The following is a 25,039-nucleotide window of genomic DNA, read 5'->3' as shown; positions in this document are numbered from 1 at the left end:
AATTAAAAATTCAATGGGAATGATGTTAAAAAAATGAAATACCATGAGACAAAGGCTCGATTTCAAGATGTTCTGCGAGACTTTGTCCAATATCTGCAAAGCTATCTCTTCGACCGATAAAGCTACCAGTCAACTTGGGGCCATAGGCTAAAACAGGAATATGTTCACGCGTATGATCTGAGCCTGGAAAGGTAGGATCGCATCCATGATCTGCTGCGATAATTACAATGTCTTCTGGATTTAACAATGAAGACAGTTCCGGTAATCGTGCGTCAAACTGTTCCAGGGCATGTGCATAACCTGCAACATCGCGTCTATGTCCGTATGAGGAATCAAAATCAACGAAATTAGTAAAAATCAGACTGCCGTGGGGTGCAGTCTTCATTGCCGTGAGGGTTGCATCAAATAATGCCATATTGCCATCGGCTTTAATTTCTTGAGTCACACCTTGATGAGCATAAATATCGGCAATTTTTCCTATTGAAATGACCTCTCTACCCGCATCTTTCAGAAAATCCAGTAAGGTTTTTTCAGGTGGTAATGTAGCATAGTCTTTACGATTAGCGGTACGCTTAAAAGAGCCGGGCTTGCCAATAAAGGGTCTGGCAATCACTCGCCCAATCTGATACTCATCCACCAGATTTCGAGCAATGTGGCAAATATCATACAAGCGCTGTAAACCGAACGATTCTTCATGTGCTGCTATTTGAAAAACGCTGTCAGCAGAAGTATATACTATCGGCTTACCCGTACGGATATGTTCTTCTCCCAACTCATCGAGTATGGTGGTTCCAGAAGCATGCTTTTCACCCAAAACCCCGGGTAATCCTGCTTGTTCTATAAAAGAATCAATCAGTTTTTTCTGAAAACAATGGGGCTTGTCAGGAAAATAACCCCATTCAAAAGATACAGGAACACCGGCTAATTCCCAATGCCCACTTGGAGTATCCTTACCTAAACTCTGCTCGACAGCATAGCCATAATGACCCTCAGGATCAGTCATCGTCGCCAAATCCACAAACTGCAATCCAGAACTGGCTACCGCTGCATGATAAAGCCCCAACCTGGCCAGGTTAGGTAATTTTAAAGGTCCTTGACGGACACCATTAATATCGCCTGAGCCACGTTCACATGCTTCATGAATATGAACAAAAGTATTGGCGCCTTCATCACCATAACGCGATGCGTCCAGGCTGGCACCTATACCAAAGGAATCCATCAATAATATACAAACTCGTCCTGTCACTATTTATACTCGGCTTGATTACAGTTAGTTTCTTTCAAACCAAATAATAACAGAAAAGCGATCGCTAATCCCGCAGGCAATATAATTGCGGCATGCTGGTAAGCTTCTAACAGATAGACAGGCACTCCATTAATCAAATGCATACCGCCATAATTAGTTAGAAGAGTACTAAACAGGTTTTGATAAACAAGGTATCCACCCTGGGTCAGTATGGAAATAACACTTACAGCAGTTGCAGTCATCATGGGAGAACTGCTTTCAGCAACCAGAGCATAACTGATTACCTGGGCTGAGGTAAAAAACCCAAGAAGGAAAAACAAGACTGCCATAGTATTTAAAGAGACCGGGAGATACAGCACAGCCAATAAAGTCAACATGGACGCAAGGACACCTACTTTCATTGGCAGAATCCGCAATCCTACTCTATCAGACAACCAGCCAACCAAAGGCGCGCCGACAATTGCCCCAAAAAATAACATACCATTAACCATAGAGGCCTGTTCTGGACTTACACTCAAACGTTGTTCCAGATACAAAGTTCCCATCATAGCGCCAAATACTGCAATAGCCATGTTCATCAGACTGGTATAAAGCGCGGCACGTAAATATTGAGGATTAAAATAAGCTTGTTTGGCAGCAGCAAAAATTTTGATGGGTTGTCCTTCTTTTTTGATAGCAACCTGTGGTCTTTCTTTTATCCAAAAAAACATAACGACCAACATGGCAAATCCAAGTATTCCAACGTCCTGAACTGCCTGACGCCATCCTACATAAGCTACCAGTTTAGTTAATGGATACTGAGCCAGCATTCCGCCAGTCATTGCCATAGTGACTATAGCTCCGGTTACCAAAGCCATCCGTTTTGGAGGAAACCAGTGGGAAGCCAATCGAACAGGCCCCAGAAAACAAAACGCACTTCCAATGCCCGTTATAAACCGACAAAATAAAGCCACATAAAAAGAATGTGAATAAGCAAGAATAAAAGTACTGACTACACAAAGCATCATGGCAATAAGAATGGTATTTTTAATAGAAAATCTATCAAGTATCATTCCTGCTATGAATAGAAAAAGAACATTTGATAAATAATATATACTGGATAAATAGGCCATTTTATCAGCCTGAATATGATAATCCTGCATGATGTTCGCTGCGATCGAAGCAAACATATTTCCTTGAATAAACTCATAGAAGAAAAACAAAGTTGCGGCAAAGCATACAATCCAGGGTAATAAAGATGATTTCATATCATCATATCCTCTAAAATCATCCACTATCTGCATTATTACTCCTCTACGTTATTATCGTTTGCAGTATGTTTCACGGGTCATTAATACAGCAATTAAAGCCGCTATAGCCGCTATTGGGAACATCCACATGGCAAATTGAAAATCTGCAACCGTATATTCTGTGACTGTAGTGCCCGCATGATGCGACATAAGCCAGCCAAACAAAACCTGTCCAACGCCACCTCCGCCCATAATAATCACAGAGGCAATACCGGTAGCTGCACCCGTATTTTCAGATTGATTGCTTTCAGCTACCAAAGGATAAGAAATAACCTGGGTACTGGTAAAAAATCCCAAAGCGAAAAAGATAATACTAAGAAGAGTTTGAGAAAGAACAACATGCATAAATAATGGAATAATCGTAAACAAAGTTGCAATAGCCCCGATAATCATCAAAGGCTTGCGACGTCCTTGTGTATCAGATAGCCAGCCAACCAAAGGACACCCAATAACACTTCCCATAAAGATTAAACTCACAACATTACTTGCTGCGATGTCAGGTAAATGATGTACTACTTGAAGATAACTGGCTCCCCACAAGGCACACAAAACCATAATGGGTAAATTAAGAAGGGAAGTAAATAATCCGGCCAACCAGTTTTGTCGATTAGACAATGCCTTGATGAAACTGGATAGAACCTCTCCCTGATTGGTACGAACTCTCACTGGTGAGTCCGCTGGTTTGTCCTGAACAACACAATAAATCCATATTAATAAAACCGCCCCAACTGCTCCATCAATTAATAAAGCACGCCGCCATCCAAAAAGTTCATAAAGATAAGCGAAAGGAGTATGAGCCATCATTCCGCCTATAAAGGCCATAGTCACTAATGATCCGATAACCAGCGCCTGTCTGCGTGGAGGGAACCAGTGAGAAACCAATACGACACATGAGAGAAAACAAAACGCGTTACCGATACCAGAAAGAAAATGAAAAAAGGAGGCAAGAAGAAATGAATCAGTCGTAGCAAAACCAACAGTTCCAACAACGCAAACCAGCATGGCAGTCAGAATAACCCGGCGTGTAGAAAAACGATCCAGAATAATACCGGCCGGTAACAGAAAGAGTATGTCGGCCCATAAGTAGGCACTGGACATCCAGCTCAATTGGGTGGCATCAATGTGAAAATCTTCGCGTAATGGTTGATTAATTACGTCAAAAATATTCAGTTGAAAAAACTCATAGAGAAAGAATAGACCTGCTGATAGGCAGACAATCCAAGCCATTAAGTCACCACGAGGTACACATGATCTCGAATCTACTGCGACAGAATGCGACACTGTTACTCCTTATCAAGGCCTAAAAGTTGCGGCAAATTATACCAAAACCTAAAGAGGATTGGTATCTTTATTGAACAATTTATTGTTAATCTCTAAAACCCCTGCTTCTTGGCGTTTAAAATGCAGCCTGCAAGTTGAGACATAGGATTCATTTCCACCGATAAGTACCTGTTCCCCTTCCACTACAGCGTTACCCTCAGCATCAATTCTCATATTCATAATCGCTTTTCGACCGCAATGACAAATAGTCTTTAACTCAATCAATTCATCTGCCCAGGCAAGTAAATATTGGCTTCCAGGAAATAATTCACCTCTAAAATCAGTCCGTAAACCATAAGCTAATACGGGTATGGACAATTTATCGGTAATTTCAGTTAATTGATGAACCTGCTGTCGGGTTAGAAATTGTGCTTCATCAATTAGCACACAGGCGTATTGCGCACCCTGTTGTTGTGATTCGCAGGTAATTGCATGCAAATCATCTGTTTCATTAAATGCAAAGGCCTGTTCTGTTAACCCTATCCGAGAACTTATAGTTCCAAACTGGTAACGAGTGTCAATTAGGGGAGTGAATAACAGAGTCTGCATTCCGCGCTCTCTGTAATTATGACTGGATTGAAGCAATACGGTACTTTTACCCGCGTTCATCGCGGCATAATAGAAATATAATTTTGCCATGGAGTAAGTATTTAATCTGGAATGTTGCTACTTTACTATGAGTTGATTGGAGAAACTACCAATAATGAGAATTAAATTCTGATATTCCTGAGAAGAAATTTATTCGTGGAATTGGAAACGTCATCCCGAATGCAATGTGGGATCTCCTGAACGTGGCACTGTGCCAGCATTTGGAGATCCTTCACTGCGTTCAGGATGACGGGCTTCGTGGGATTAAAACGTCATCCCGAATGCAATGAGGGATCTCCTGAACGTGGCACTGTGCCTGCATTTGGAGATCCTTCACTGCGTTCAGGATGACGGGATTCGTGGAATTGGAAACGTCATCCCGAATGCAATGAGGGATCTCCTGAACGTGACACTGTGTCAGCATTTGGAGATCCTTCACTACGTTCAGGATGACGTAATAACCTACCTATTAACAACTAAGCACAGGACTATGCATTAGAAATACTTTGTTTTCTTTATAGTGAATTGTTGCAACAGGAGTAAATTTAGAAAATAACTCCGTAGGTATCTGTCCTACATTAAGGGCATTGATCACCAGATAATTATCTAAATTATTGGAGAACAATTTGCATAAATAAGTAATATCTCTTGTAGCGATAACCTTTCCGGAAGAATAAAACTGCGCCGAGAACCATGTAAAAAAGTCCCAATAAACCAGATTACTTCCTGGTGCAGGATGTTGTTTCAACCAGGCGGTAACTATAGGTTTTTGCGTTTTAGCAACAATCTCTGGTTTTACTTCAAAAACCACCGTCGCAACCAAAAAAAACAAACCACAAATTAATGACAATTGCAAAATCCATTTACTTTTTTCCAAAGAATGATTCGAACGATTCCAAATCTCTGTAAAAAATAAGGCAAATGCTGGCAAAGAAGGAAATACATAAGGATAAATAATATTGCTGGCAAAGGTAAAAAATACGAGGGGCCCCACCATACAAATAAATAAATAGCTCATCCACCCATCATCATCTCTAAAGAACGAAGGCAGAGTTTTTCCATTCTTGAACAACCACTTACCCCCAAGCACACTCCAGGGAAATACGCCAGCAATAGCATACAGCCAAATCATACCTTTAGGCTCATCATGTGCCATGCCGTACTTGTCACCGGTCCATCCAGGAGTTAAAAAACGATTAAAATGCTCACCAATAATAAAATAATTCAAAAACCCAGGGGTGCGTATTTCAGCGAGAATATACCAGGGAAGTGCTATAGCCAGAAGGAGTAACGTACCTTTAATCCAAGGGAGCCTCTTCCATAAATTCACCCATTCATTACGTAATAAAACCCAGAAAAATACAGGAATTCCGACCAGAACAATCGCTATTGGGCCTTTTGCTAATAATCCAAGCCCCAGGGCAATAAAAAACACGTAGGACCAGATTTTGTTTTGATTCACTACGGCATGCCAGAAAGAAACAGTAGCCAAGGTCGTACAAAAAACCAAAGAAGGGTCGGTCATTACCGCACCTGCATCCAGGAAAAAATCTAAAGTTCCAGCTAGCACTAAAGTAGATACTGTTGCGACAACTGAACCGCTGTGTTTTTTTGCTAAATCCCATATAAGCCATAATACGCCGATGGAAAGCAATAATCCTGGTAAGCGCGCAGCGAATTCATTGACACCGAATAATTTCATGGAAAAGGCGGAAAGCCATACAGATAAAGGAGGCTTAGCCCAGAAAGGGACTCCATAATCATGCTGCAAGGTCACCCAATCCCCGGTTTCAAGCATTTTCCGTGCTATTTCACCATAACGAGCTTCCGTAGAATCATTTAGAGGAATAAAGTAACTGGCTATAATTCGGCACAAAAGAAGAAAAATTAATACAAATAATGCATTATTAAAGAATTTCTGCCTTTGCAACTCATCACTTTTAATATTCAATTTATACCTCAAATACGGTATCCAATAGATCTCAGGATGGCGTGGACAAGCCCTGAACGCTCTTCACTTTTTTATACGTCATCCCAGCGCAGGCACTGAGAAATCCTGGCATATATTAAATCATTTTATTATAGGTTTTTGTTAATTCACCCTGAACAAAATGTCGTCATCCTCGCGAATGCGAGGATCCATTAATCAAGCAAAATATGGTGCTCACTTAATGCATGGATTCCCGCTTTCGCGGGAATGACGTGCATTTTGCCCAAATTGGTTACCTATTAATCAGATAGTCAATTAAATGCTTGGATTCCTCAGAGCCCAGGCGGGGATGATAACCCCATAAAAATTACAAATAAAGAGTAATCTATGCGCATTTTTTAAAGTGAAGTTCTATCAGATATAGCGTCATGAGATCCATCCGGAATAGAAATGCTTTAAAAATCAATTAATCTCATATGTTCCAGGAAACTTCAAACTCAATCCACATAACGCAGCAGCGTAAAGCGTTGTACGCATTTAAATCATACTACGATCTAAAAAGCTGAGTATATTACTCCTTAAATTAATTTGTTCAATATTATTTTGAATTGATATAAGAGTCACATAGAAGTAATCTGGCATAACATAATGATTTATAATTATTTTTTAAGTCAACGCAAATTGTATAATGAAAATACATGACGTAAAGAAAAGTTTAGTTTACACTGAGTCCTGTAAGTAGTTCTTACATAATCTTGATTTGGAAATTTGGAGAATAACATGACGTTAGCTTTAAAGGATTTTGATGAGTTAAAAAGACTTTTTGATGATTGTGTCGCTTTCGTACTTAAGCGAGAAAATAAAGACTCGATTGCAGCACTACCTTCCAGAAGAAGGGATGAACTTCAATTTTTAAGAACTATATTCCATGAACTGGGAACACAGATTACTAGTGCAAAATCTAATGATAAACGTGCTGTGGTAGCGCGATCTGTTGACATAGTTTACGCCGCTATGAATGTCATCGTTGCAGACATCGATAGAAGCAAAGCAGCATATGAGTCAAGTGGCAGAGTAAAGGATCGTTTAAATATTGCGATGGGAATTTCAGCTGAACATCAAGCAAGCCCTGATCAACTTGCAAAATTCTATAAGTCGCTCAATCAATTTATGAATCAGATTTATGTTGATCATGATTCACGTAAAGGATTTAAAAAAGATCATATTCTTCAAAGCGTACCAGTGGACAAATTAGTGAAATTTGCAAAAATTGGTTACGAATTTGAAGAAGCGGCACAAAACAACGTAAACAACAGTTTAGTAGTAGGCGAAAAAGCTAAAGCTGATGGCGCTTGGTATAAGCCGACTAAAGAAGTCCCAGAATCTATTGTTGCTCCATTTAAAACTTTTGCTGATTTAAAAGAAGAGCTACATCAATTAATTATCGCTGAAACAGCAGATAAAAACGCATCAGATGTCTCTTCACTAGATGAAAACAGAGCCCTTCAACTCCAGTTCCTGGATTCTCTGGCAATCAGCCTTTCAGGGCCTAAAGCAGCCGGAATTAAAGAAACGGAAAAAACTGCGATCCTCGCTGGAGCGATGTACCTTGTTCGTGGGCATATTGCCAAAGAATATGGACTTGAACCATTAAGTAATGAAGATATTAAAGCAACTCTTCTGCGTAACGGATCTGTAGTTCATACTGAATTAACTAAAACTCTTAACGCTAAAGCAACTCCTGTTCAAGATATTGAAGTTTTGATTACTGCTGCTAACCAGTACATTCGACATATGACAGTTCAGAACGTAGAATCTAAAGGATCTATTAAACCTGAACACATATTTTCCACCATCAAGGATTTTCTCTTGAATCCAATTCTTTCGATGGCGCAACAAATGATTCGATCCTGTCGTGATAAAGCGATTGATCATTGTGTCGTAGAACTGAATAAGGAAATTGAATTATCCAAGCCTAAGGAAGCCAGTTCATCCTATGTTTCCAGTATCTATAACTGGTGGAAAAAGACCCCGAAAGTTCAAGAAGAAGAGGAAGATCTGGAAGATCAAAACGAGCAGAAAGCCTCCTCTTCAACAGACATCACTCAACCAACTCTCTAATTTAAATTAACAGAATCATCTGATTGTTAAATTAAATTTCTTTAATCAAGCAGCAGCTAGTGATCAAACAGGTGCTGCTGCTTAATCAACTTAAATTAATATTTTTTTATATTATCACTTGGAATAAGCCATTTAGCTTAAATTTTGTTACAATAACCGTAATAAATTAACCCTACTACCCTAAAGACAGCTAATTTCTAATGAATATCAAATCAATTACCAATTCCATGTTTCTTTGCTTCATGCTTTTAATCATTGCATCACCAATGTCTTTTGCTCACAAAAAAGAGATCGCCATTACAATTGATGATCTACCCTTTGTAGGCGAATACAGAAATTTTCATTTAAATATGATGATGAATACAATGAAAGTACAACAAATTCCTGCTACCGGTTTTATCATCGCTAAAGAAGTTCGCAATGATAATTGGGAAGTCTTACAAAAATTTCGTGACTCAGGTTTTGGCCTGGGCAATCATACCTATTCTCATGCCAATCTGAATGTACTTAAAACAAAAGAATATATTAAAGAAATCAAGGAAGCAGACAAGATTCTGGCCCCCGTTCTGACTGAGCCTAAATATTTCAGATATCCTTATCTGGCAATGAGTTCTGGGAGCAAAAAAAATAAAGTTCTTTGTTACCTTGCCAAAAAGAACTATCAGGTTGCGCCCATCACTATAGACAGTAAAGATTTTGTCTTCAATCAACGTTTGTTGTCAGTACCTGAATTGAATAGACGTGATTATCTAAGTGAAATGAAGCCTTTTTACCTTGATTTTATCTGGCAACAGACTGTAAAAGCAGAAGAACATACTGAATATCATCATAATCCTGATCAAGCGCAAATTCTGTTAATTCATGCCAATTTACTGAATGCCTACGTTTTGCCTGATATTATTAATTTATATAAGGAAAAGGGTTATACCTTTGTCAATCTGGAAGATGCCCTTAAGACATTTAAAGAATCAGCACACTGTTCTAAAATCAACTTTAAACCCAAATTATTTGCCAAAAATAAAGTGAATCCCCCTGCTGTTCCAGATACAGAAATTGAATCTTTTGTCGACTGGGATTGATTGCTCATAAACTCCGGCCATCTTCCCATAATTTTTTTACAATCATCACTTTTATACATCATCCTCGCGAAGGCGGGGATCCATTAATCAAACACAATCAGGTGCTAATGTGATGCATGGATTCCCGCCTTCGCGGGAATGAGGTATAAAAAAGTGAGGATCGTTCAGGGCTTATCCGCGCCATCCAGCAGATCTCTGGATACCGCGGACTAGCCGCGGTACGTGGCCTTTACGGTGAATTAACAAAATGAATTGTCAACAGACCCTAATTAATTTCCACTAATACGACTTATCAAGCAAAATTCATGATATAATTGCACCAAAAATAGTCAAAAGAATCTGGGTATCTCAAACATTAGCCCGGACTACCCTGCACATTTAAGGAAACAACATGAGTTTTTCATCATTGGGTTTAATAGAACCAATACTCAAAGCCGTAGAAGAATCCGGCTATACCCAACCCTCACCTATTCAGGCTCAAGCCATTCCTGCGGTATTGCGTGGAAGTGATGTCCTGGCTTCAGCACAAACAGGGACTGGCAAAACGGCCAGTTTTGTTTTACCCATTCTACAAAAACTAAGTGATAAACCACGCGCTAAAAATAATCGTACCCGTGTATTAATAGTAACCCCTACCCGAGAACTGGCAGCACAAGTACATGAAAGCATCATCCAATACGGACGTCACCTGACACTTCGTTCTGCGGTAGTATTTGGAGGAGTAAAAATAAACCCCCAAATGATGAAATTACGCTCTGGAGTTGAACTTCTGGTCGCAACCCCTGGACGGTTGCTGGATTTGCATCAGCAAAGAGCGATTCAATTAGATGAAGTAGATACTCTGGTATTGGATGAAGCAGATCGTATGTTGGACATGGGCTTCATTCATGACATCAAACGAATTATTAAGCTGCTCCCAAGAAACAGACAAAACCTGATGTTTTCAGCTACGTTTTCTGAAGAAATACGCACCTTGGTTAAAGGAATACTTAATCAGCCGGTTGAAATTGATGTGGCCCCTCGTAATACAACCGTTGTTGCAATTAAACAAAGAGTCCATCCTGTAGATAAAGGCCGTAAATCCGCTTTACTAAGCCATCTTATTCATACCAATAAATGGGGACAAACTCTGGTATTTGCACGTACCAAACACGGTGCGAATAAACTGGTTAAGCAACTGGCCGACGATAATATCTATGCCGCAGCCATACACGGCAATAAATCACAATCGCAACGTACAAAAGCTTTAGCCGACTTCAAATCAGGCGAACTGCATATCCTGGTGGCTACAGACATTGCTGCTCGTGGTATTGATATTGATCAATTGCCTTGTGTTGTTAACTTTGATCTCCCTCAAGTTGCAGAAGATTATGTTCACCGGATTGGCAGAACTGGACGAGCAGGCGCATCGGGACTGGCCGTCTCACTGGTTAGTGCGGATGAAGTCGGTCAATTGAATGCAATTGAAAAATTAATCAAACGTAAACTGGAACGAATTGAAATAGATGATTTTGAACCCACGCATAACCTGCCCAATACGTCTGCGCCTGTTCAACCCAAAAGAAATGTTCCGTTTAAAAAGAAATCTCCTCAGTCGGTTAAAAATACAGAGCGGAAGCCTTTTGCTAAACGAGCTGGGAAATAATTTTTACCATTTTTAAAACACCGTGCGGGAAATATCGTCATTAAGTGAGAGATTGATCAAAAATACACTTAATCCATTCAGCGTTTACGCCATCTCGAAGCCTACGTACCAAGGCTTCGAGACGAGGCTACCGTCTCACCTCAGACTGAACGGATCGAGGTGAAATCCTTAATTAATGACAGTACATCTATTCCCCTTACCACAATTCAGTCATCAATTATCACAACTCCGTCATCCCGAGCAAAGCAAGGGATCTACCTAATATGACATTGTGCTCAATCAGGAGATCCCTCGCTTTTCTCGGGATGACGCATCTACTTATTGACAACTCGTCTAATGCCCCATCACGATAATAGATCAATAAATAGACTATAATTAATAGAGCAGTAATTTCATGGCAATAAAAGGAACATACATTGGACAGGATGTTAGGTGGATCACATACTATGGTAATAAATAATGCAAATAATGTTCTATTATTTAGCGTTAGCACTGTTCCTTTGTCTATTCAAACTGAATTGCAGTCCTATAAAAAAAAATATAGGACACCAATTAAGCGAAGCAAGAGCAGATCCTGCCTTGCTGCATTTACCCTGGTTGAACTTTTAGTGACCCTCTGTGTACTGTCCATCCTTTTAATGGTGGCAATACCGGCATTCAGAACCATGGTGTTAAACAATCGTCTCGCCTCAAATACCGACTCATTAGTAAATGCGCTCAATTATGCGCGCAGTACCGCATTAAATCAGGCAATGACCATAAAAGTCTGTCCCCTGGGTAGTCCTGGTTCAACAACCTGCGGTGCAGATTGGAGTTCAGGTTGGATAATCGTGACTCAACCGACTTCTGGGGCAGCCACCCTTCTTAAAAGTCAGCAGAGCACTAATGTAGATCCAACCCTGACAGGAAATACTACTGAAGTGCTTTTTGACCGATATGGGCTATCCACTACACAGAGTAATTTCACTTTATGTGACAACAGAGGCGGAACTTTTGCCCATTCTGTTGAAGTTCTTGCTACGGGCTATGTACAAACAGGAACAACTCCCGGACAAGCTGTCTGGAATAACGGTTCCCTAACCTGTCCTTAATGGAGATTTCATTATGTATGCTGGATTGAGGACAAATTCACGACAAAAAGGGATGACCTTATTGGAAGTCCTGGTTTCGGTTGTCTTATTTGCTATTGGATTACTTGGAATAGCTAGTATGTTGATGCTATCCAATAAAGCCAATAACTCAAGCTATGCAAAACTCCAGGCGGTTCAATCAGTATACGATATTTTTGATAGAATCCGTGCTAATTCTCAAGCAGCAATCGATGGAAATTATAATATAAGTAACATTGGATCTAATGGTTTGCCAACATCAGTTTCTACTCCTTCAGTGATGTGTAATTCCGCAACGTGTACACCAACACAAATGGCCACTTATGATACATGGTATTGGCTAACGAAAGACGTTTCCAAATTACCCAGTGGTAGCGGATCAATCACTTCGGCACTTTCAGGTGTTGCAGGAAATACAGTGATTACAGTGACGGTGCAATGGGATGATAGCCAGGCACAAAATCAGTTAGGAGCAAGCAGTGCCGCCTCTGCTAATCCTAACTACGTGCAATTAAGTATACAGAGCCAAATATGAAAACGTATTCAGCACATCAAAATGGTTTTTCATTAATTGAGCTAATGGTAGCAAGTGTTATTGGGCTCTTGTTGAGTTATGCGGTCCTGGAAATTTATCTGGCACAAAGTCAACTTTATAAAGCATCTAACTCTCAGGATCTCGTGCAAAGTACAGAAAATGCAATTACCAATTTAGTCGCTCCGGTCATTCGATCAGCCGGTTTTACAGGTTGTGGTAACGTGACATCGGCTGTCTCGAATTTAAACGCCGGTGGTCCTTCTCCATTGGGCTCAATTAATAACAGCCCTGCGATGCTGACAGGCTATAATGGCAGTACCACAAGTTTTACCATTACCCAGGCAAACCCTGCCAACAGCAGTAATGCCAATAATTGGAGTCCCGCACTGGTCGCTTCCCTGGTAGGAAATGTTCAACAAGGTAATGATGTTCTGATTATCCTCGGATCAGCTCCCAATACAATCCCTTTGGGAGTAACAACTATAGATTCAGGAAGCAGCTCTCTGACGGTACAAAGTGTAAGTGGTACCAATCTATCCAGCGGACAATTCGGGGCAGTCTCAGATTGTATTAAATCAGTACTATTTAAAATTACAGGTGTCGCAGGAACAACAATTACTCATGATGCAGGTACTGGTGTTCTGGAAAATATATCAAGCAGCTTTCCAGTAAATTTTCAAGCTGGAGCGCAATTCGTACAAATGCAACAAACTGCTTTTTTTGTCGGTCAGGGCGAGGGAGGTCAAAGTGCCTTGATGCGTGCCCGATTAATTGGAAGCAGTTGGACCATTGAACCGCTTGTGCCTGGCATCAACATAATGAAAGTACAATACGGTATTGGTTCGAATGGCGTGGTAAACCGATACGTCACAGCGAACGCGGTAACAGACTGGACTCAAGTATATTCTGTACGAATGGGATTTTTAATAGAAGGAAAAATCGGATCAGGTACTTTGACTACCAACCAATATACGGTCCTGGACACAGTAGTAACAGTACCCGCTGACAATCGTCTTCGTCATGTATTTGAAATGACGATTAATTTGAGGAATGCCATATTATGACTACTTTATCCTCACTAACTCAATTAAAACAAAAAGGGTACATCCTGATTACTACTCTTGTGTTAATGAGCATGCTCACTATGATGGCTTTGACTCAATCATCACATAATACGACACAAACCCGTGTAGCAACAAATGCCACTGATTCAGAAATCAGTTTTGAAAAAACTGAAGGAGCTCTGAATGAAGCAGTGAACAAGATTATCAACGCGACCTACACCACTCAAAGTTTTCTTAATAATACCAATGGACTGTATTTATTTGACTCAAGTACAGCTCCGATTTGGAAAACTGTAAACTGGTCAAGTAGTTCAGCTGTAATTAATAGTTTCCAAGGGGGTTCAGGTACACAATCCAGTTATATCATTGAACAACTTCCTTCCGTCATCCAACCCGGACAAAACATGAAATCGCCTACCCATGTTTATCGAATTACTGCACGTTCGGTTGGATCAAACGGAACCTCTTCCGTACTAATACAAAGTACGATACAACTTCAACAATAGGTTATGATCATGGACAGGCTAATAGACACGCTTCACTACAGAAAGGGAAACTACAAAATAATTAACAGGGTCTCTGAGGCACTATTGACGTTGCTCTTATGTGCCGTAGCATCCTTTTTTAACGCTGCTCATGCTGCCTCCACTTTAAACATTCCCAACATCCCAATAATCATGGCCAGTCCAATTCATCCTCAAGTATTTATTGCTATAGGAAATTCTGAATCGATGGATGGAAATTTAAGTGGAGCCATTATGACAGGCTCAGGCTCCCTGGCATCCAGTTTAAGCTCACTGAGCAGCTCAAGCTCACCATTGAAATACCTGGTACCTACAGGTTTTACCCCTCCGATACAGGGAGCAGATGGTACTGGTCAAGCACCTTATACAGTATCGCAAAGTGGCGTTCTTATTGATAACAGCCCAAGTCGATTAAATGTCGCAAAACAAGGTGTGCAGGCAATTCTCGAAAATTACATACCGACTACAGATTTTGCTTTGGCAACCTACAGTACCAGCAGTGTACAATCGTATAACACCTGGGTCTATTATATGTCTCAAGGAGACAATAATTTCAGCTTCACCAATACCCAGGTAGCTGGAAGTCGATACGTCATTAATCCTTGTTATAATTACGGCTCCGCATCATCAACAGTATCAAGCAATTGCAGCTCCATAGCCGGTTTTTATGGCGGAACCGTCGTCTCTTCGAGCCAATACATGAAAATAGGGGCGTCAAGTGACGATCCCGAGATCAGCGACGTCCTCTACTCCTCTGGCTCACTGGCCGGAGTGTTTCTAACTTATACCGGACCTACCCCTGCCACTCCGTTTCCACCCAATTTTTCCTTAAGTAATTATAATTCAGGAAGCGTATTACTTAGTTACTCCAAGTCGTTACCTAATATTGGAAGCTTTGCTACTGGCCCTACGAATGCAGGATTTGTGCCTTACTCAAAACAAGTAATCTACGCCAGACGAGGATTTGGTTACTATGGCAATCAATCGGCATCAACCGGTACTGTACTAGTCCAAATGACTTCAGCAGGTACCGTACCTACAACAACCACTGTCACTAATGCGCTCAATGCTTTTTTACCGTATTTAAAACCTGAAACCAACTCGACATCAACAACTGAAATCAAGGCTTCTGCATTACAATCCCCTATTGCAGGATTGCTGTCCAAGGCCAATAGTTACCTTAGTGCTCTTGGTACAACGAGTGGGAATGGCTGTCCGCAACAAAAATTCGTCATATTAATTTCTGATGGGCTACCCACCATGGACCTCAGTGGAAAACTTTGGCCACCGTTAGGTAGTGCTGCGGCGACTGGTTATGGTGTAACAGCTACGTTTAACGCCAATGGTTCCTTAAACACGACGAATAATCAGGCTCTGACTGATGCCATTAATACCATAAAGACCTTGAAAAGCAATGGAATACTCACTTACGTAATCGGTTTGGGCGCAGGGGTCAATCCAGCCATTAATCCATCAGCAGCTTCAACACTGACTGCTATGGCGGTAGCAGGGGGTACAGAGAATTACTACCCTGCTACAGATCCTAACACCTTGGTAGACAGCCTGAATACAATTATGGTGGCCATACAAAATGGAACCTTCACCACTTCAGCAGCTGCGGTCAGTTCGACTCATCTAAACGGTGAGACAGTAGAATATCAAGCCAACTTTGTCTCCAGTGATCTGCCCTACCTGGATTGGACTGGTAATTTAGTTGCGATACAACTGGATCCCGATACCGGTGCTCCTACTACTACCATTAACTGGTCCGCTCAAACTCAGCTGGATAATTTAGTTGCAGGTACTGGATGGTCAAGCAGTCGTTTTGTCGCCACCTGGGATCCTGTGGCATTAAGCGGAATCCCTTTTCGCTGGGCAAGCCTTAACACCACCCAAAAAGCCCAACTCCAACCATCCGATCTTTTAGGGCAAAATCGCTTAGAGTATCTTCGTGGTAATACCGCTCTCGAAAAAAGAAATGGAGGTACCTTCAGAAATCGCTCTCACATATTGGGTGATATTGTTGACAGTCAGGTTATCTATGTTGGTGCTCCAGAAGCTCCTTATTTAGATCCAGGCTATGTCACTTTCGCCAAGGCAAAGCTCAACCGTCAACCCATGCTTTATGTAGGAGCAAATGATGGGATGGTGCATGCAATTAATGCGACTAATGGTGAGGAACTCTTTTCATTTATACCCAATTCAGTATTTGATAATCTGCACAAACTGACTGCCCCGCTTTATAACCAGAGTCATCAATTCTATGTCAATGGTTCACCACAAAACGGCGATGTGCAATTTTCAGACAGCACTTGGCATACCATACTGGTTGGTGGTGAAAACGCTGGAGGTAATAGCATTTATGCTTTAGATATTACCGATCCATCCGCTATAACTTCAGAAGATGATGTAGCCAATTCAGTACTTTGGGAGTTTACTGATACGGATATGGGTTTAAGCTACAGTAGACCACAAATTGGTCAGATTGGGACGTCAACGTCAACACCACTCACTTTTGCTGTATTTTTTGGCAATGGATACAACAGCACAATAAATTCCTCAATACTCTATGCGGTCAATCCTCAAACAGGAGCGCTCATTAAAAAAATTGATCTGTGTGCTGCTGTATCGGGCGCTTGTGACTCGACGTTACCTCAGGGTTTATCATCAGTCGCCCTGGCGCATAAAGATGGCTTGCAAGGACAGCCGATTACTGTGGTTTATGCAGGAGATCTCCAGGGAAATCTTTGGGCTGTCAATGTAAGTGACGCTGATCCTGCCAATTGGACCGTTCGTTTATTATTCCAGGCACGCGACTCGAGCGGCATAGCACAGCCCATTACAACAGCTCCAATAGTCACATTGAACCCCAATTATCCCAGAAAACAGGGATTATTCATTTTGTTTGGAACGGGACAATTAATCGCATCCAGTGATCTTCTCAACACTCAAACTCAAACTGTCTATGGAGTATGGGATAAACCATTAACTACGGTTACATACGCTCGTACTGATCTTCAACAGCAAACTCTGAGTCTGATTGCTCCAGGTACTTCCGGGTTATCCGCATCCATACTAACGGTGACCGCCAATACTATTAACTGGAATAATAAACTGGGTTGGTTCGCTGATCTTGCCGTTCCTGGTCAACGTATAATAACGAACCCGGAATTAATTAATGGTACGTTCATTGCTACTCTAAATACACCTCCATTGACGGCCTGTGGAGTTGGTTTTTCCTCAATGTTACTGGAACTGAATTACCTTACAGGCGGATCATTCCTCCGTGCGCAAATTGATATTAATGGAGATGGTGGTTTTACTGCTCAGGATCAATATAATGGATCCTATCCTGTTGGTATTACATTGTCGGATAGTTATGCAAACTCCCCAACAGTTTTAGGACCCAACAAGGACAACCACATCGTTATATTGATTACTCAATCGAATGGGGTGCAAACTTCAATTATCAACCCTAATAATACTCCAAGGAAAATCGGATGGTGGCAACTTCAATAAGGGATAAATAATGAATAAGGATAATAAATTAATCAATAAAATCGTACGAAGTATGAAGGGATTTACTTTAATCGAACTCCTGGTTACGCTCGTTATCATTGGAATCCTGGTCGCATTTGCCTACCCTTCCTATTTGCAGTTTATCCAAAAATCCAGACGGGCAGATGCTCAGGCGATACTTACCCAGGATCAAATTATTTTCGAACGATGTTATTCTCAAAATTTTTCTTATGTTGCGGCCTGCGGCGCATTACCGGCGTTTCCTCAAACAACTCCTGAAGGATTTTATACGATAAACGTTTCAAACCTCACCGCTACAACTTACACCCTGACGGCAACGCCACTAGGCAGCCAGGCAGATGATACGAAATGCGCCAGTATGAGTGTAAATCAGGCTAACGTGAAAGCTGCTGTTGATTCTACGGCAACAGCTCAAACCGAATGTTGGAATCCTTAGCCGTGGCTCATTAGAACAAGATAAAAGGAGTTTGTGTAACTTCTCAATTACCTCAGAAGCATATGTCATCCTGAACGCAATGACCTCCAAATGCAGACACAGCGCCACATTCAGGAGATCCCTCATTGCATTCGGGATGACGGTTAAATTTTCGTCATCCTAACGCAGTGACCCCCAAATGCAGATACAGCGCCACATTCAGGAGATCCCTCATTGCATTCGGGATGACGGTTAAATTTTCATCATCCTGAACGCAGTGAAGGATCTCCAAAAGCTGGCACCCTGCCGATTTCAGGAGATCTCTCACTTCGTTCGAGATGACGGCTCTCAATATGATTAAAATGAGGGAGTTTAGATACACCAGGGTGTGTTGACAATTCATCAAATTATTCCCAACGTCCCGCGACTTGTTCCTGAGAGATCCTCACAAAATTTAACCAGGCCAAAACCGCCTACGTACCGCGCTTTATGCGCGGTATCCAGTGCCATGTCACATTTTAATTTGAGCTTTAATGCATTGATTAAGCATCTCTGGATACCGCGCATAAAGCGCGGTACGTAGGTACTTTAGCATTTGTTATTTAAAAACATGATCTTACATTTAAATTTTGTGACCATCTCTCAGGACTTGTTCGCGGGATCCAGGAATGCAGTATCATTAACGAACATTATGTGTTCATCAAGTTCGAAATGGATCCCGCGAACAAGTCGCGGGACGTGGAAATCGGAATTGTCAACACACATTAAATGAACGAATTAAAAATTCCGTTTAACGTAAAGATTGGGTGTTTTTCGTAAGTCAAGCTTTACTTCAGTGCAGTACATCTATTACATTTACCTCCCAACGGAAAGTCCAACACTGAAATCAATGGAAATTTTTTGCTTTTACATGGGTATACTCTATCTGTATACCTTTAATCATTTCTTACCTGCCATAACGCTGATACTCTTTTATATAACACCACGCTACCCCATTCCTGTCTTTTTTTTAATGGGAATAACTCTTGCCTGGACTCATCAATGGATGACTGCGCCGCATGGGATGCCTGATAAGGCGGTACTACCTGATGCGGTAATCGTAGGAACCGTTGCTTCAATTCCAGTGACCAGCTCTGATAAAACAAAATTCAATTTTAAAATTGAACGCTTGAATAATCATCCGGCACAGGGTCTTATTCAATTAACCTGGTATAACAAAGCTCCGATAGTACATGCTGGACAACTTTGGCAATTATCAGTCAAATTAAAAAAGCCGCGAAATTTCCTGAATCCTGGAAGTTCCAATTACGTTAGAACCCTTTCTGCGCGTCATATATTCTGGACTGGCTATATACGATCAGGGGGTAACCAATTAATCAATGAGAACTCCACGGTAAACTGGTTGCAACTTCGTGAACGGCTGGGGGCCGCGTTAACACGACGTGCTCCCGATGAAAGAACGGCTGGAATATTGGAAGCCCTTACTTTAAATGTAACGACACACATCAACCAGGAAGATTGGGAACTGTTCAGACGCACTGGTACCACGCATTTATTTGGTATTTCAGGAGAACATATTGCCTTGATATCCGGATTTGTTTTTTTAATTTTGCGCTGGTTGTGGTCTCGAAGTGTCCGCTGTTGTTTATTAGCTCCGGCCATCTCCATTGCCAGTATTGGTGGATTTGGAATAGCTTTACTCTATTCATTTATGGCGGGTTTTGAACCACCAGTTCAAAGAGCGCTGATCGGGTGTTTTTTTTATACCTTGTGCTGCCTTGGTGTACAACGGTATACCATCTGGCAAGTATGGCGTTATGCTCTTTTTGGCGTATTATGTCTTGAGCCGCACGCAGTATTTATGCAAGGATTCTACTTTTCTTTTCTCGCAGTTGTCTGCCTACTGCTCACCCAGCAACGCTGGGGGCTGAGAGGAGTTAAAGGTAATCTGGCATTACAATTAAGCTGTTTAATCGGTTTGATGCCATTGACCCTGTATTGGTATTCCTATGGTTCAATAAATGGATTTATCGCGAATTTAGTCGCAATTCCCCTGGTAGGATTTCTTATCGTTCCTTTAGCATTAATAACTCTGGCAATCAGTTCTTTTAGTTGGTCCGTTCTATTAATGCATCCCCTGTCATGGCTAGTTTCACTACTGTTTAAAATGTTGATCTGGACGGAGCATCTGGCTGGTATCAATATCCTCTGGTCACTGAACTCCATAGTCTCTGTACTTTCTATAATGGCAGCTTTATTGGTATGGACAGTACTTCCTGTAAAACCCTTTAAATATCTGGCCATTATATGGTTCCTGATTCCCTTCTTTCCCTATAAAGAGGTAATAAAACAGGGGGAGGCTATAATTCGGGTGCTTGATGTTGGCCAGGGATTGGCTGTATCCATACACACCCGGGATCATGTTTTACTTTATGATACTGGCGATCAATGGTTCCAGGGAAGTGACTTGGGTAAAATGGTTGTTCTTCCCTACTTAACCGATCTTGGGATTAAAAAAATAGACAAAATAGTAATCAGTCATCCGGATAAAGATCATCGGGGAGGACTTAAATCAATTGAAGCTGAAATCAAAGTCGATCAATTAATTGTTAATACTCCTCAGTTCTATCATCGAGGTTTCAATTGCCATAATTATCCGGAATGGAAGTGGAATGGAGTGCACTTTCGTTTTTTTCCTATTCATATTAATTCTAAAGATACAAATAATAACTCGTGCATTTTACAGGTAAGTAACTCAATCAGCAGCATTTTATTAACAGGAGATATAGAAAAAACAGGAGAAGATTATCTGGTACGAACTTATGGCGATCAACTTGCCTCGGATGTTTTAATTGTTCCCCATCATGGCAGTAAAACCTCGTCCTCCTATCGATTTTTATTGGAAACAGCTCCGAAATATGCCATTGCTTCCCTAGGATTCGATAATCGTTTCCATTTTCCTCACAATAAAACAGTGGAAAATATGAATAACTTGATCATTCCATTTTATAGGACGGATGAATGCGGTATGGTGCAAATGATACTCCCAGCAAAAGGTACACTAAAAAAACCATCATGTTTTAGTGGAATTAGTTAACAAACGTCTTGCAAATGATTCAAAAATAGAACAATCCTTGATAGAATCCCCCCCTCTTTATATTTGATGAGCATCATGGCTAAATCACGTAACTCTATTCTCTTTCTTGGTCTTCTCTCAGCTTTTTCTTTGGTAACGTTTGATTTATACCAACCATCGCTTCCTTACATTACTAATCTATTTGAAACCACTCATAGCCTGAGCCAACTGACTTTAAGCGTTTATCTGTTTGTTTTTGGTGTGACTCATCTCTTTTGGGGACCACTTATTGATCATTTTGGACGACGTGTTCTCCTGCCGGGAAGCCTGTTACTTGCTTTGATCGGCAGTGTACTCTGTGCCTTTGCTCCAAATATAACGGTTTTGATCTTGGGACGAGCCATACAGGGTTTTGCCTTATGCTGTTCCAATTTAATCGCTTTTTCAACATCGCGTGACTTTGAGGATGAAGTTGAGCGAGCGAAGGTACTTTCCTATATCTCCATGATAGTATCTGCTTCACCCATTTTTGCCCCAGTTCTGGGTTCTCTTATTTTCACCTGGTTGGGATGGCAATTTAATTTCATAGTTATGGCAGGAATGGCTCTGATTCTCTACATCCAATCACGCAGGATATTGGTTGAATCACCGTTCTGGAGTCCGCCAAAAACCTCATTTAAAATAAACAATCTGCTCAACTCCTACAAGGCAATCTTACCCAAATTGTCCTTATGGTCTGCTTCGTTTATTATGATGTTCAGTTTTACGGCCGTGATGCTTACTGTTATTAATTCATCCTATCTGATTATTGATGTTCTTGGATTTTCTCCTTTAGCATTTGGTATTATCTTTATCTTTAATGGATTAAATATAATCATTGGAAATTATCTAGGAATATGGTTAAGAAAGCGCTTCAGCATGACATCGACCATTTTCATGGGAAGTTGGTTAATTATTCTGGGTGGAATGGCCATGTTATTGAGTACAGAATTGTATGGTTTTAGCCTCATCGCTTTATCTTTTGCTTTAATCTGTAATTTAGGGATCAGCGTAAGCGCTGCTCCAACGATGTCCATGGCCCTCTCTGATTTTAAAGATAATGCTGGAATGGCTACTGCCTTTATAAGCACTGTTCGCCTTTTTGGCTCCTCTATTCTATCCATGGCTGTAGGTTATCTATTAACAAAAAATCTCTATGCTCTACCAATAGGTTTAATCAGTTGCGGTGTTTGCGCGCTCTATGCTTCATGGCTGTTTAAACGTCAAATAACACCATCAGATGACACGGAGGTGGGTGGGCTTCAGGCAAGCGCCTGATTCTATTGCCAGCTCTAACCTGGTTTTAAAAATTCGATGCCTGAATTTCGGTCGCTCATTTTTATAAACTCGCTATAGTTAATAGTAAGATTCCTTATAATGAGATTTTAATTTTACCATGTTAACTGCAGCGATGAACAATGAGTACTATCAGGCTTTACTCGAAAAAAACAGTGAATACGAAGGAGTTTTTTATGTAGGGGTAAAAACTACTGGCATCTTTTGTCGCCCCTCATGTCCTGCTAAAAAACCCAAATTTGAACATTGTGAATTTTTTCAGACTGCTCAGGATGCTTTGCTCGCGTCTTATCGGCCATGTAAACGTTGTCGTCCTCTATCAAACCCAAAACAAGTTTCAGAGTTAGTACAAAAACTGGTGGCAGCTGTTGAAGCCAATCCGGAAAAAAGGTGGAAGGACAGCGATTTTGATGCTATTTCAGTAGATGCGTCAACAGCGCGCAGACAATTTAAAAAACGATTTGGTATGACTTTTGTTGCCTATGCCAGGGCAAGACGAATGGGCATTGCCATGAAACACATCAGAGAAGGGGATCAGGTCATCGAGGCTCAACTTGATGCAGGTTATGATTCAAGTAGTGGATTCAGAGATGCTTTTACTAAAATCATGGGCACCTCTCCAGGTAATTTTGCCAAACACCCAAACATACTTAAATCATTCTGGTTGGATACTCCTCTTGGACCAATGCTTGCTGTTGCAGATGATCACCTGCTGTATCTTTTGGAATTTGTTGATAGAAGAGGTTTAGAGCGTGAGGTGGAACGCTTGAGAATTAAAACAAAAGCTGCAATTATTCCTGGAAAATCCGAACCTATAACATCAATTGAAAAAGAACTTAAAGAGTATTTTTCTGGCCGATTAAAACAATTTCTAACGCCAATACATCTTATGGGCAGTGACTTTCAACAGAATGTTTGGCAGGAATTAATAGGAATACCTTATGGTGAGACCAGAAGTTATAAACAACAGGCACAGCTACTCGGTAAACCTTCAGCTTTCAGAGCAGTAGCCAATGCAAATGGTGCAAATCAACTTGCCATTATTGTACCTTGTCATCGAATCATCAATCTTAATGGCGAACTTGGCGGTTATGGCGGTGGAATTAGCCGCAAAAAATGGTTAATCGAGCATGAAGAGCGAAATAAATAATGAGATGTGAAAACACGTTAAAGAAAATATCCAGGGAAACGGCCTTAACCGCGGCATTAAAATGGGTGGATTTTCCCGAAAATCTCCAATTGATTAATAATCAAATTAATTGTGTTTATCGCTTTGAAGATCAAGGAAAAGGATATTACTTAAGGATGACGCATCACGAAATAAGATCATGGAATGAACTGGCTTCTGCCATTGATTATCAACGTCATCTGTTTCTAGAAAATGCTCCGATTTGTCGGGTAATTGCATCGAAAAACGATCAATTTATAGAACGTGTAAGACAAGATGATCTTTCCTTCCTGGCTCATGTATGTTTGGAAGTTCCCGGAACCATTATCGATTTTAATGATCAGAACCAATCAAAATATACTGCATGGGGAAAATCACTGGCTGAATTACACCGTGCAGCACAATCCTATCGCCCTTTAAACCGCAAATTCTTATCCTGGAAGGATCTGTGGCAAGAAACTGGAAATTATCTACACAATGAAGATAAGGGGTTGCAGCAGTTATATCACCGCATTGATGCTCAATTTAGACAGATGAGTTCTACAGCACATAATTTTGGTTTAACTCACGGCGATCATCGCCCTGGAAATGTACTGTATGATGGAAAGAAAGTGCATCTTATTGATTTTGACGAACCCGTTTATCATTGGTTTATGGCCGATATCGCTAAACCGTTTTTAGATCTGTGCCAAAAACCATTTCAGGAATGGCAGCACCTGTTTCATTGGTATCTTGAGGGTTACCGCAGTGTTTTACCAATTGACGATCCCGAATTACACCATATCAATGGATTTATCCAAATGAAAAGTCTGGATATTTATCTCTGGTGTAAAAACAACTGGTTTGAACCTACTGCTCCAGGGGGTAAGCCTAGAGAATTGTGGCTAAAGGAACTCAAACACATGGCGTTGACTCCCCTGTTTGAATTGAACTAATGAATACGTGGATTTTTAAATGAATATTAGGGTGTGTTGACCATTCATCAACTTATTCCCAAAATTTCGCGACCCGTTCATTAACGATCCTCATTTTTTATATATCACTCTTTGCGGCCT

The 25,039-nt window shown here is 40.8% G+C and carries 18 protein-coding genes; 13 read left to right on the top strand and 5 right to left on the bottom strand.

The window, feature by feature from the left end:
* Positions 1–25: 25 nt before the first annotated feature.
* The 5 genes from Lqua_RS13235 to Lqua_RS13215 form a co-directional block, all read right to left on the bottom strand.
* A complete protein-coding gene (locus tag Lqua_RS13235; RefSeq protein ID WP_058474763.1) occupies positions 26–1,246 on the bottom strand; it encodes a phosphopentomutase in 1,221 nt (406 codons plus the stop codon).
* Entirely contained in the window at positions 1,246–2,529 is a 1,284-nt protein-coding gene (locus Lqua_RS13230) for an MFS transporter (protein WP_058474762.1), read from the bottom strand. The genes Lqua_RS13235 and Lqua_RS13230 overlap by 1 nt, the downstream gene beginning before the upstream one ends.
* Before the next feature lie 18 nt (positions 2,530–2,547).
* Positions 2,548–3,816: an MFS transporter gene (locus Lqua_RS13225; protein ID WP_058474761.1), complete on the bottom strand. Its 1,269-nt coding sequence runs from the start codon at positions 3,814–3,816 to the stop codon at positions 2,548–2,550.
* A 48-nt stretch (positions 3,817–3,864) separates the two neighbouring features.
* A complete protein-coding gene (locus Lqua_RS13220) occupies positions 3,865–4,494 on the bottom strand; it encodes a thymidine kinase (RefSeq protein WP_058474760.1) in 630 nt (209 codons plus the stop codon).
* 418 nt (positions 4,495–4,912) lie between these two features.
* Positions 4,913–6,394 carry an ArnT family glycosyltransferase gene (locus tag Lqua_RS13215; protein ID WP_058474759.1) on the bottom strand — a complete coding sequence of 494 codons (1,482 nt, stop codon included), beginning with the start codon at positions 6,392–6,394 and terminating at the stop codon, positions 4,913–4,915.
* A gap of 759 nt (positions 6,395–7,153) precedes the next feature.
* Between Lqua_RS13215 and Lqua_RS13210 the strand changes: the two genes are divergently transcribed.
* The 13 genes from Lqua_RS13210 (at position 7,154) to Lqua_RS13150 (ending at position 24,919) form a co-directional block, all read left to right on the top strand.
* Positions 7,154–8,494 (top strand): hypothetical protein, encoded by a 1,341-nt coding sequence (locus tag Lqua_RS13210; protein ID WP_058474758.1) that lies wholly within the window; start codon positions 7,154–7,156, stop codon positions 8,492–8,494.
* A 227-nt stretch (positions 8,495–8,721) separates the two neighbouring features.
* Positions 8,722–9,573: a polysaccharide deacetylase family protein gene (locus tag Lqua_RS13205; protein WP_420798067.1), complete on the top strand. Its 852-nt coding sequence runs from the start codon at positions 8,722–8,724 to the stop codon at positions 9,571–9,573.
* Between the two features lie 391 nt (positions 9,574–9,964).
* The gene (locus Lqua_RS13200) at positions 9,965–11,218 is read left to right on the top strand and encodes a DEAD/DEAH box helicase (RefSeq protein ID WP_058474756.1); all 1,254 of its coding nucleotides are present in this window, start codon (positions 9,965–9,967) and stop codon (positions 11,216–11,218) included.
* Positions 11,219–11,664: 446 nt separating this feature from the next.
* A complete protein-coding gene (locus Lqua_RS13195) occupies positions 11,665–12,309 on the top strand; it encodes a GspH/FimT family pseudopilin (RefSeq protein WP_083501338.1) in 645 nt (214 codons plus the stop codon).
* A gap of 13 nt (positions 12,310–12,322) precedes the next feature.
* The gene (gene pilV, locus Lqua_RS13190; protein ID WP_058474755.1) at positions 12,323–12,862 is read left to right on the top strand and encodes a type IV pilus modification protein PilV; all 540 of its coding nucleotides are present in this window, start codon (positions 12,323–12,325) and stop codon (positions 12,860–12,862) included.
* A complete protein-coding gene (locus Lqua_RS13185; RefSeq protein ID WP_058474754.1) occupies positions 12,859–13,926 on the top strand; it encodes a PilW family protein in 1,068 nt (355 codons plus the stop codon). The genes pilV and Lqua_RS13185 overlap by 4 nt, the downstream gene beginning before the upstream one ends.
* Entirely contained in the window at positions 13,923–14,432 is a 510-nt protein-coding gene (locus Lqua_RS13180) for a pilus assembly PilX family protein (RefSeq protein WP_058474753.1), read from the top strand. Before Lqua_RS13185 ends, Lqua_RS13180 begins: the two co-directional genes overlap by 4 nt.
* Before the next feature lie 9 nt (positions 14,433–14,441).
* Positions 14,442–17,969 carry a pilus assembly protein gene (locus tag Lqua_RS13175; protein WP_058474752.1) on the top strand — a complete coding sequence of 1,176 codons (3,528 nt, stop codon included), beginning with the start codon at positions 14,442–14,444 and terminating at the stop codon, positions 17,967–17,969.
* Between the two features lie 10 nt (positions 17,970–17,979).
* Positions 17,980–18,426: a type IV pilin protein gene (locus Lqua_RS13170; RefSeq protein ID WP_115148675.1), complete on the top strand. Its 447-nt coding sequence runs from the start codon at positions 17,980–17,982 to the stop codon at positions 18,424–18,426.
* 868 nt (positions 18,427–19,294) lie between these two features.
* A complete protein-coding gene (locus tag Lqua_RS13165) occupies positions 19,295–21,502 on the top strand; it encodes a DNA internalization-related competence protein ComEC/Rec2 (protein WP_058474751.1) in 2,208 nt (735 codons plus the stop codon).
* 75 nt (positions 21,503–21,577) lie between these two features.
* On the top strand, positions 21,578–22,798 hold the full coding sequence (locus tag Lqua_RS13160; protein WP_058474750.1) for an MFS transporter: 1,221 nt from the start codon (positions 21,578–21,580) through the stop codon (positions 22,796–22,798).
* A gap of 118 nt (positions 22,799–22,916) precedes the next feature.
* On the top strand, positions 22,917–23,966 hold the full coding sequence (locus tag Lqua_RS13155) for a bifunctional transcriptional activator/DNA repair enzyme AdaA (protein ID WP_058474749.1): 1,050 nt from the start codon (positions 22,917–22,919) through the stop codon (positions 23,964–23,966).
* Positions 23,966–24,919 (top strand): phosphotransferase enzyme family protein, encoded by a 954-nt coding sequence (locus tag Lqua_RS13150; RefSeq protein WP_058474748.1) that lies wholly within the window; start codon positions 23,966–23,968, stop codon positions 24,917–24,919. The genes Lqua_RS13155 and Lqua_RS13150 overlap by 1 nt, the downstream gene beginning before the upstream one ends.
* The last annotated feature ends 120 nt before the right edge of the window (positions 24,920–25,039 follow it).

Source organism: Legionella quateirensis (assembly GCF_001467955.1).
Taxonomy (GTDB): Bacteria; Pseudomonadota; Gammaproteobacteria; order Legionellales; family Legionellaceae; genus Legionella; species Legionella quateirensis.
This window is presented reverse-complemented; position numbering and strand designations above follow the sequence as displayed.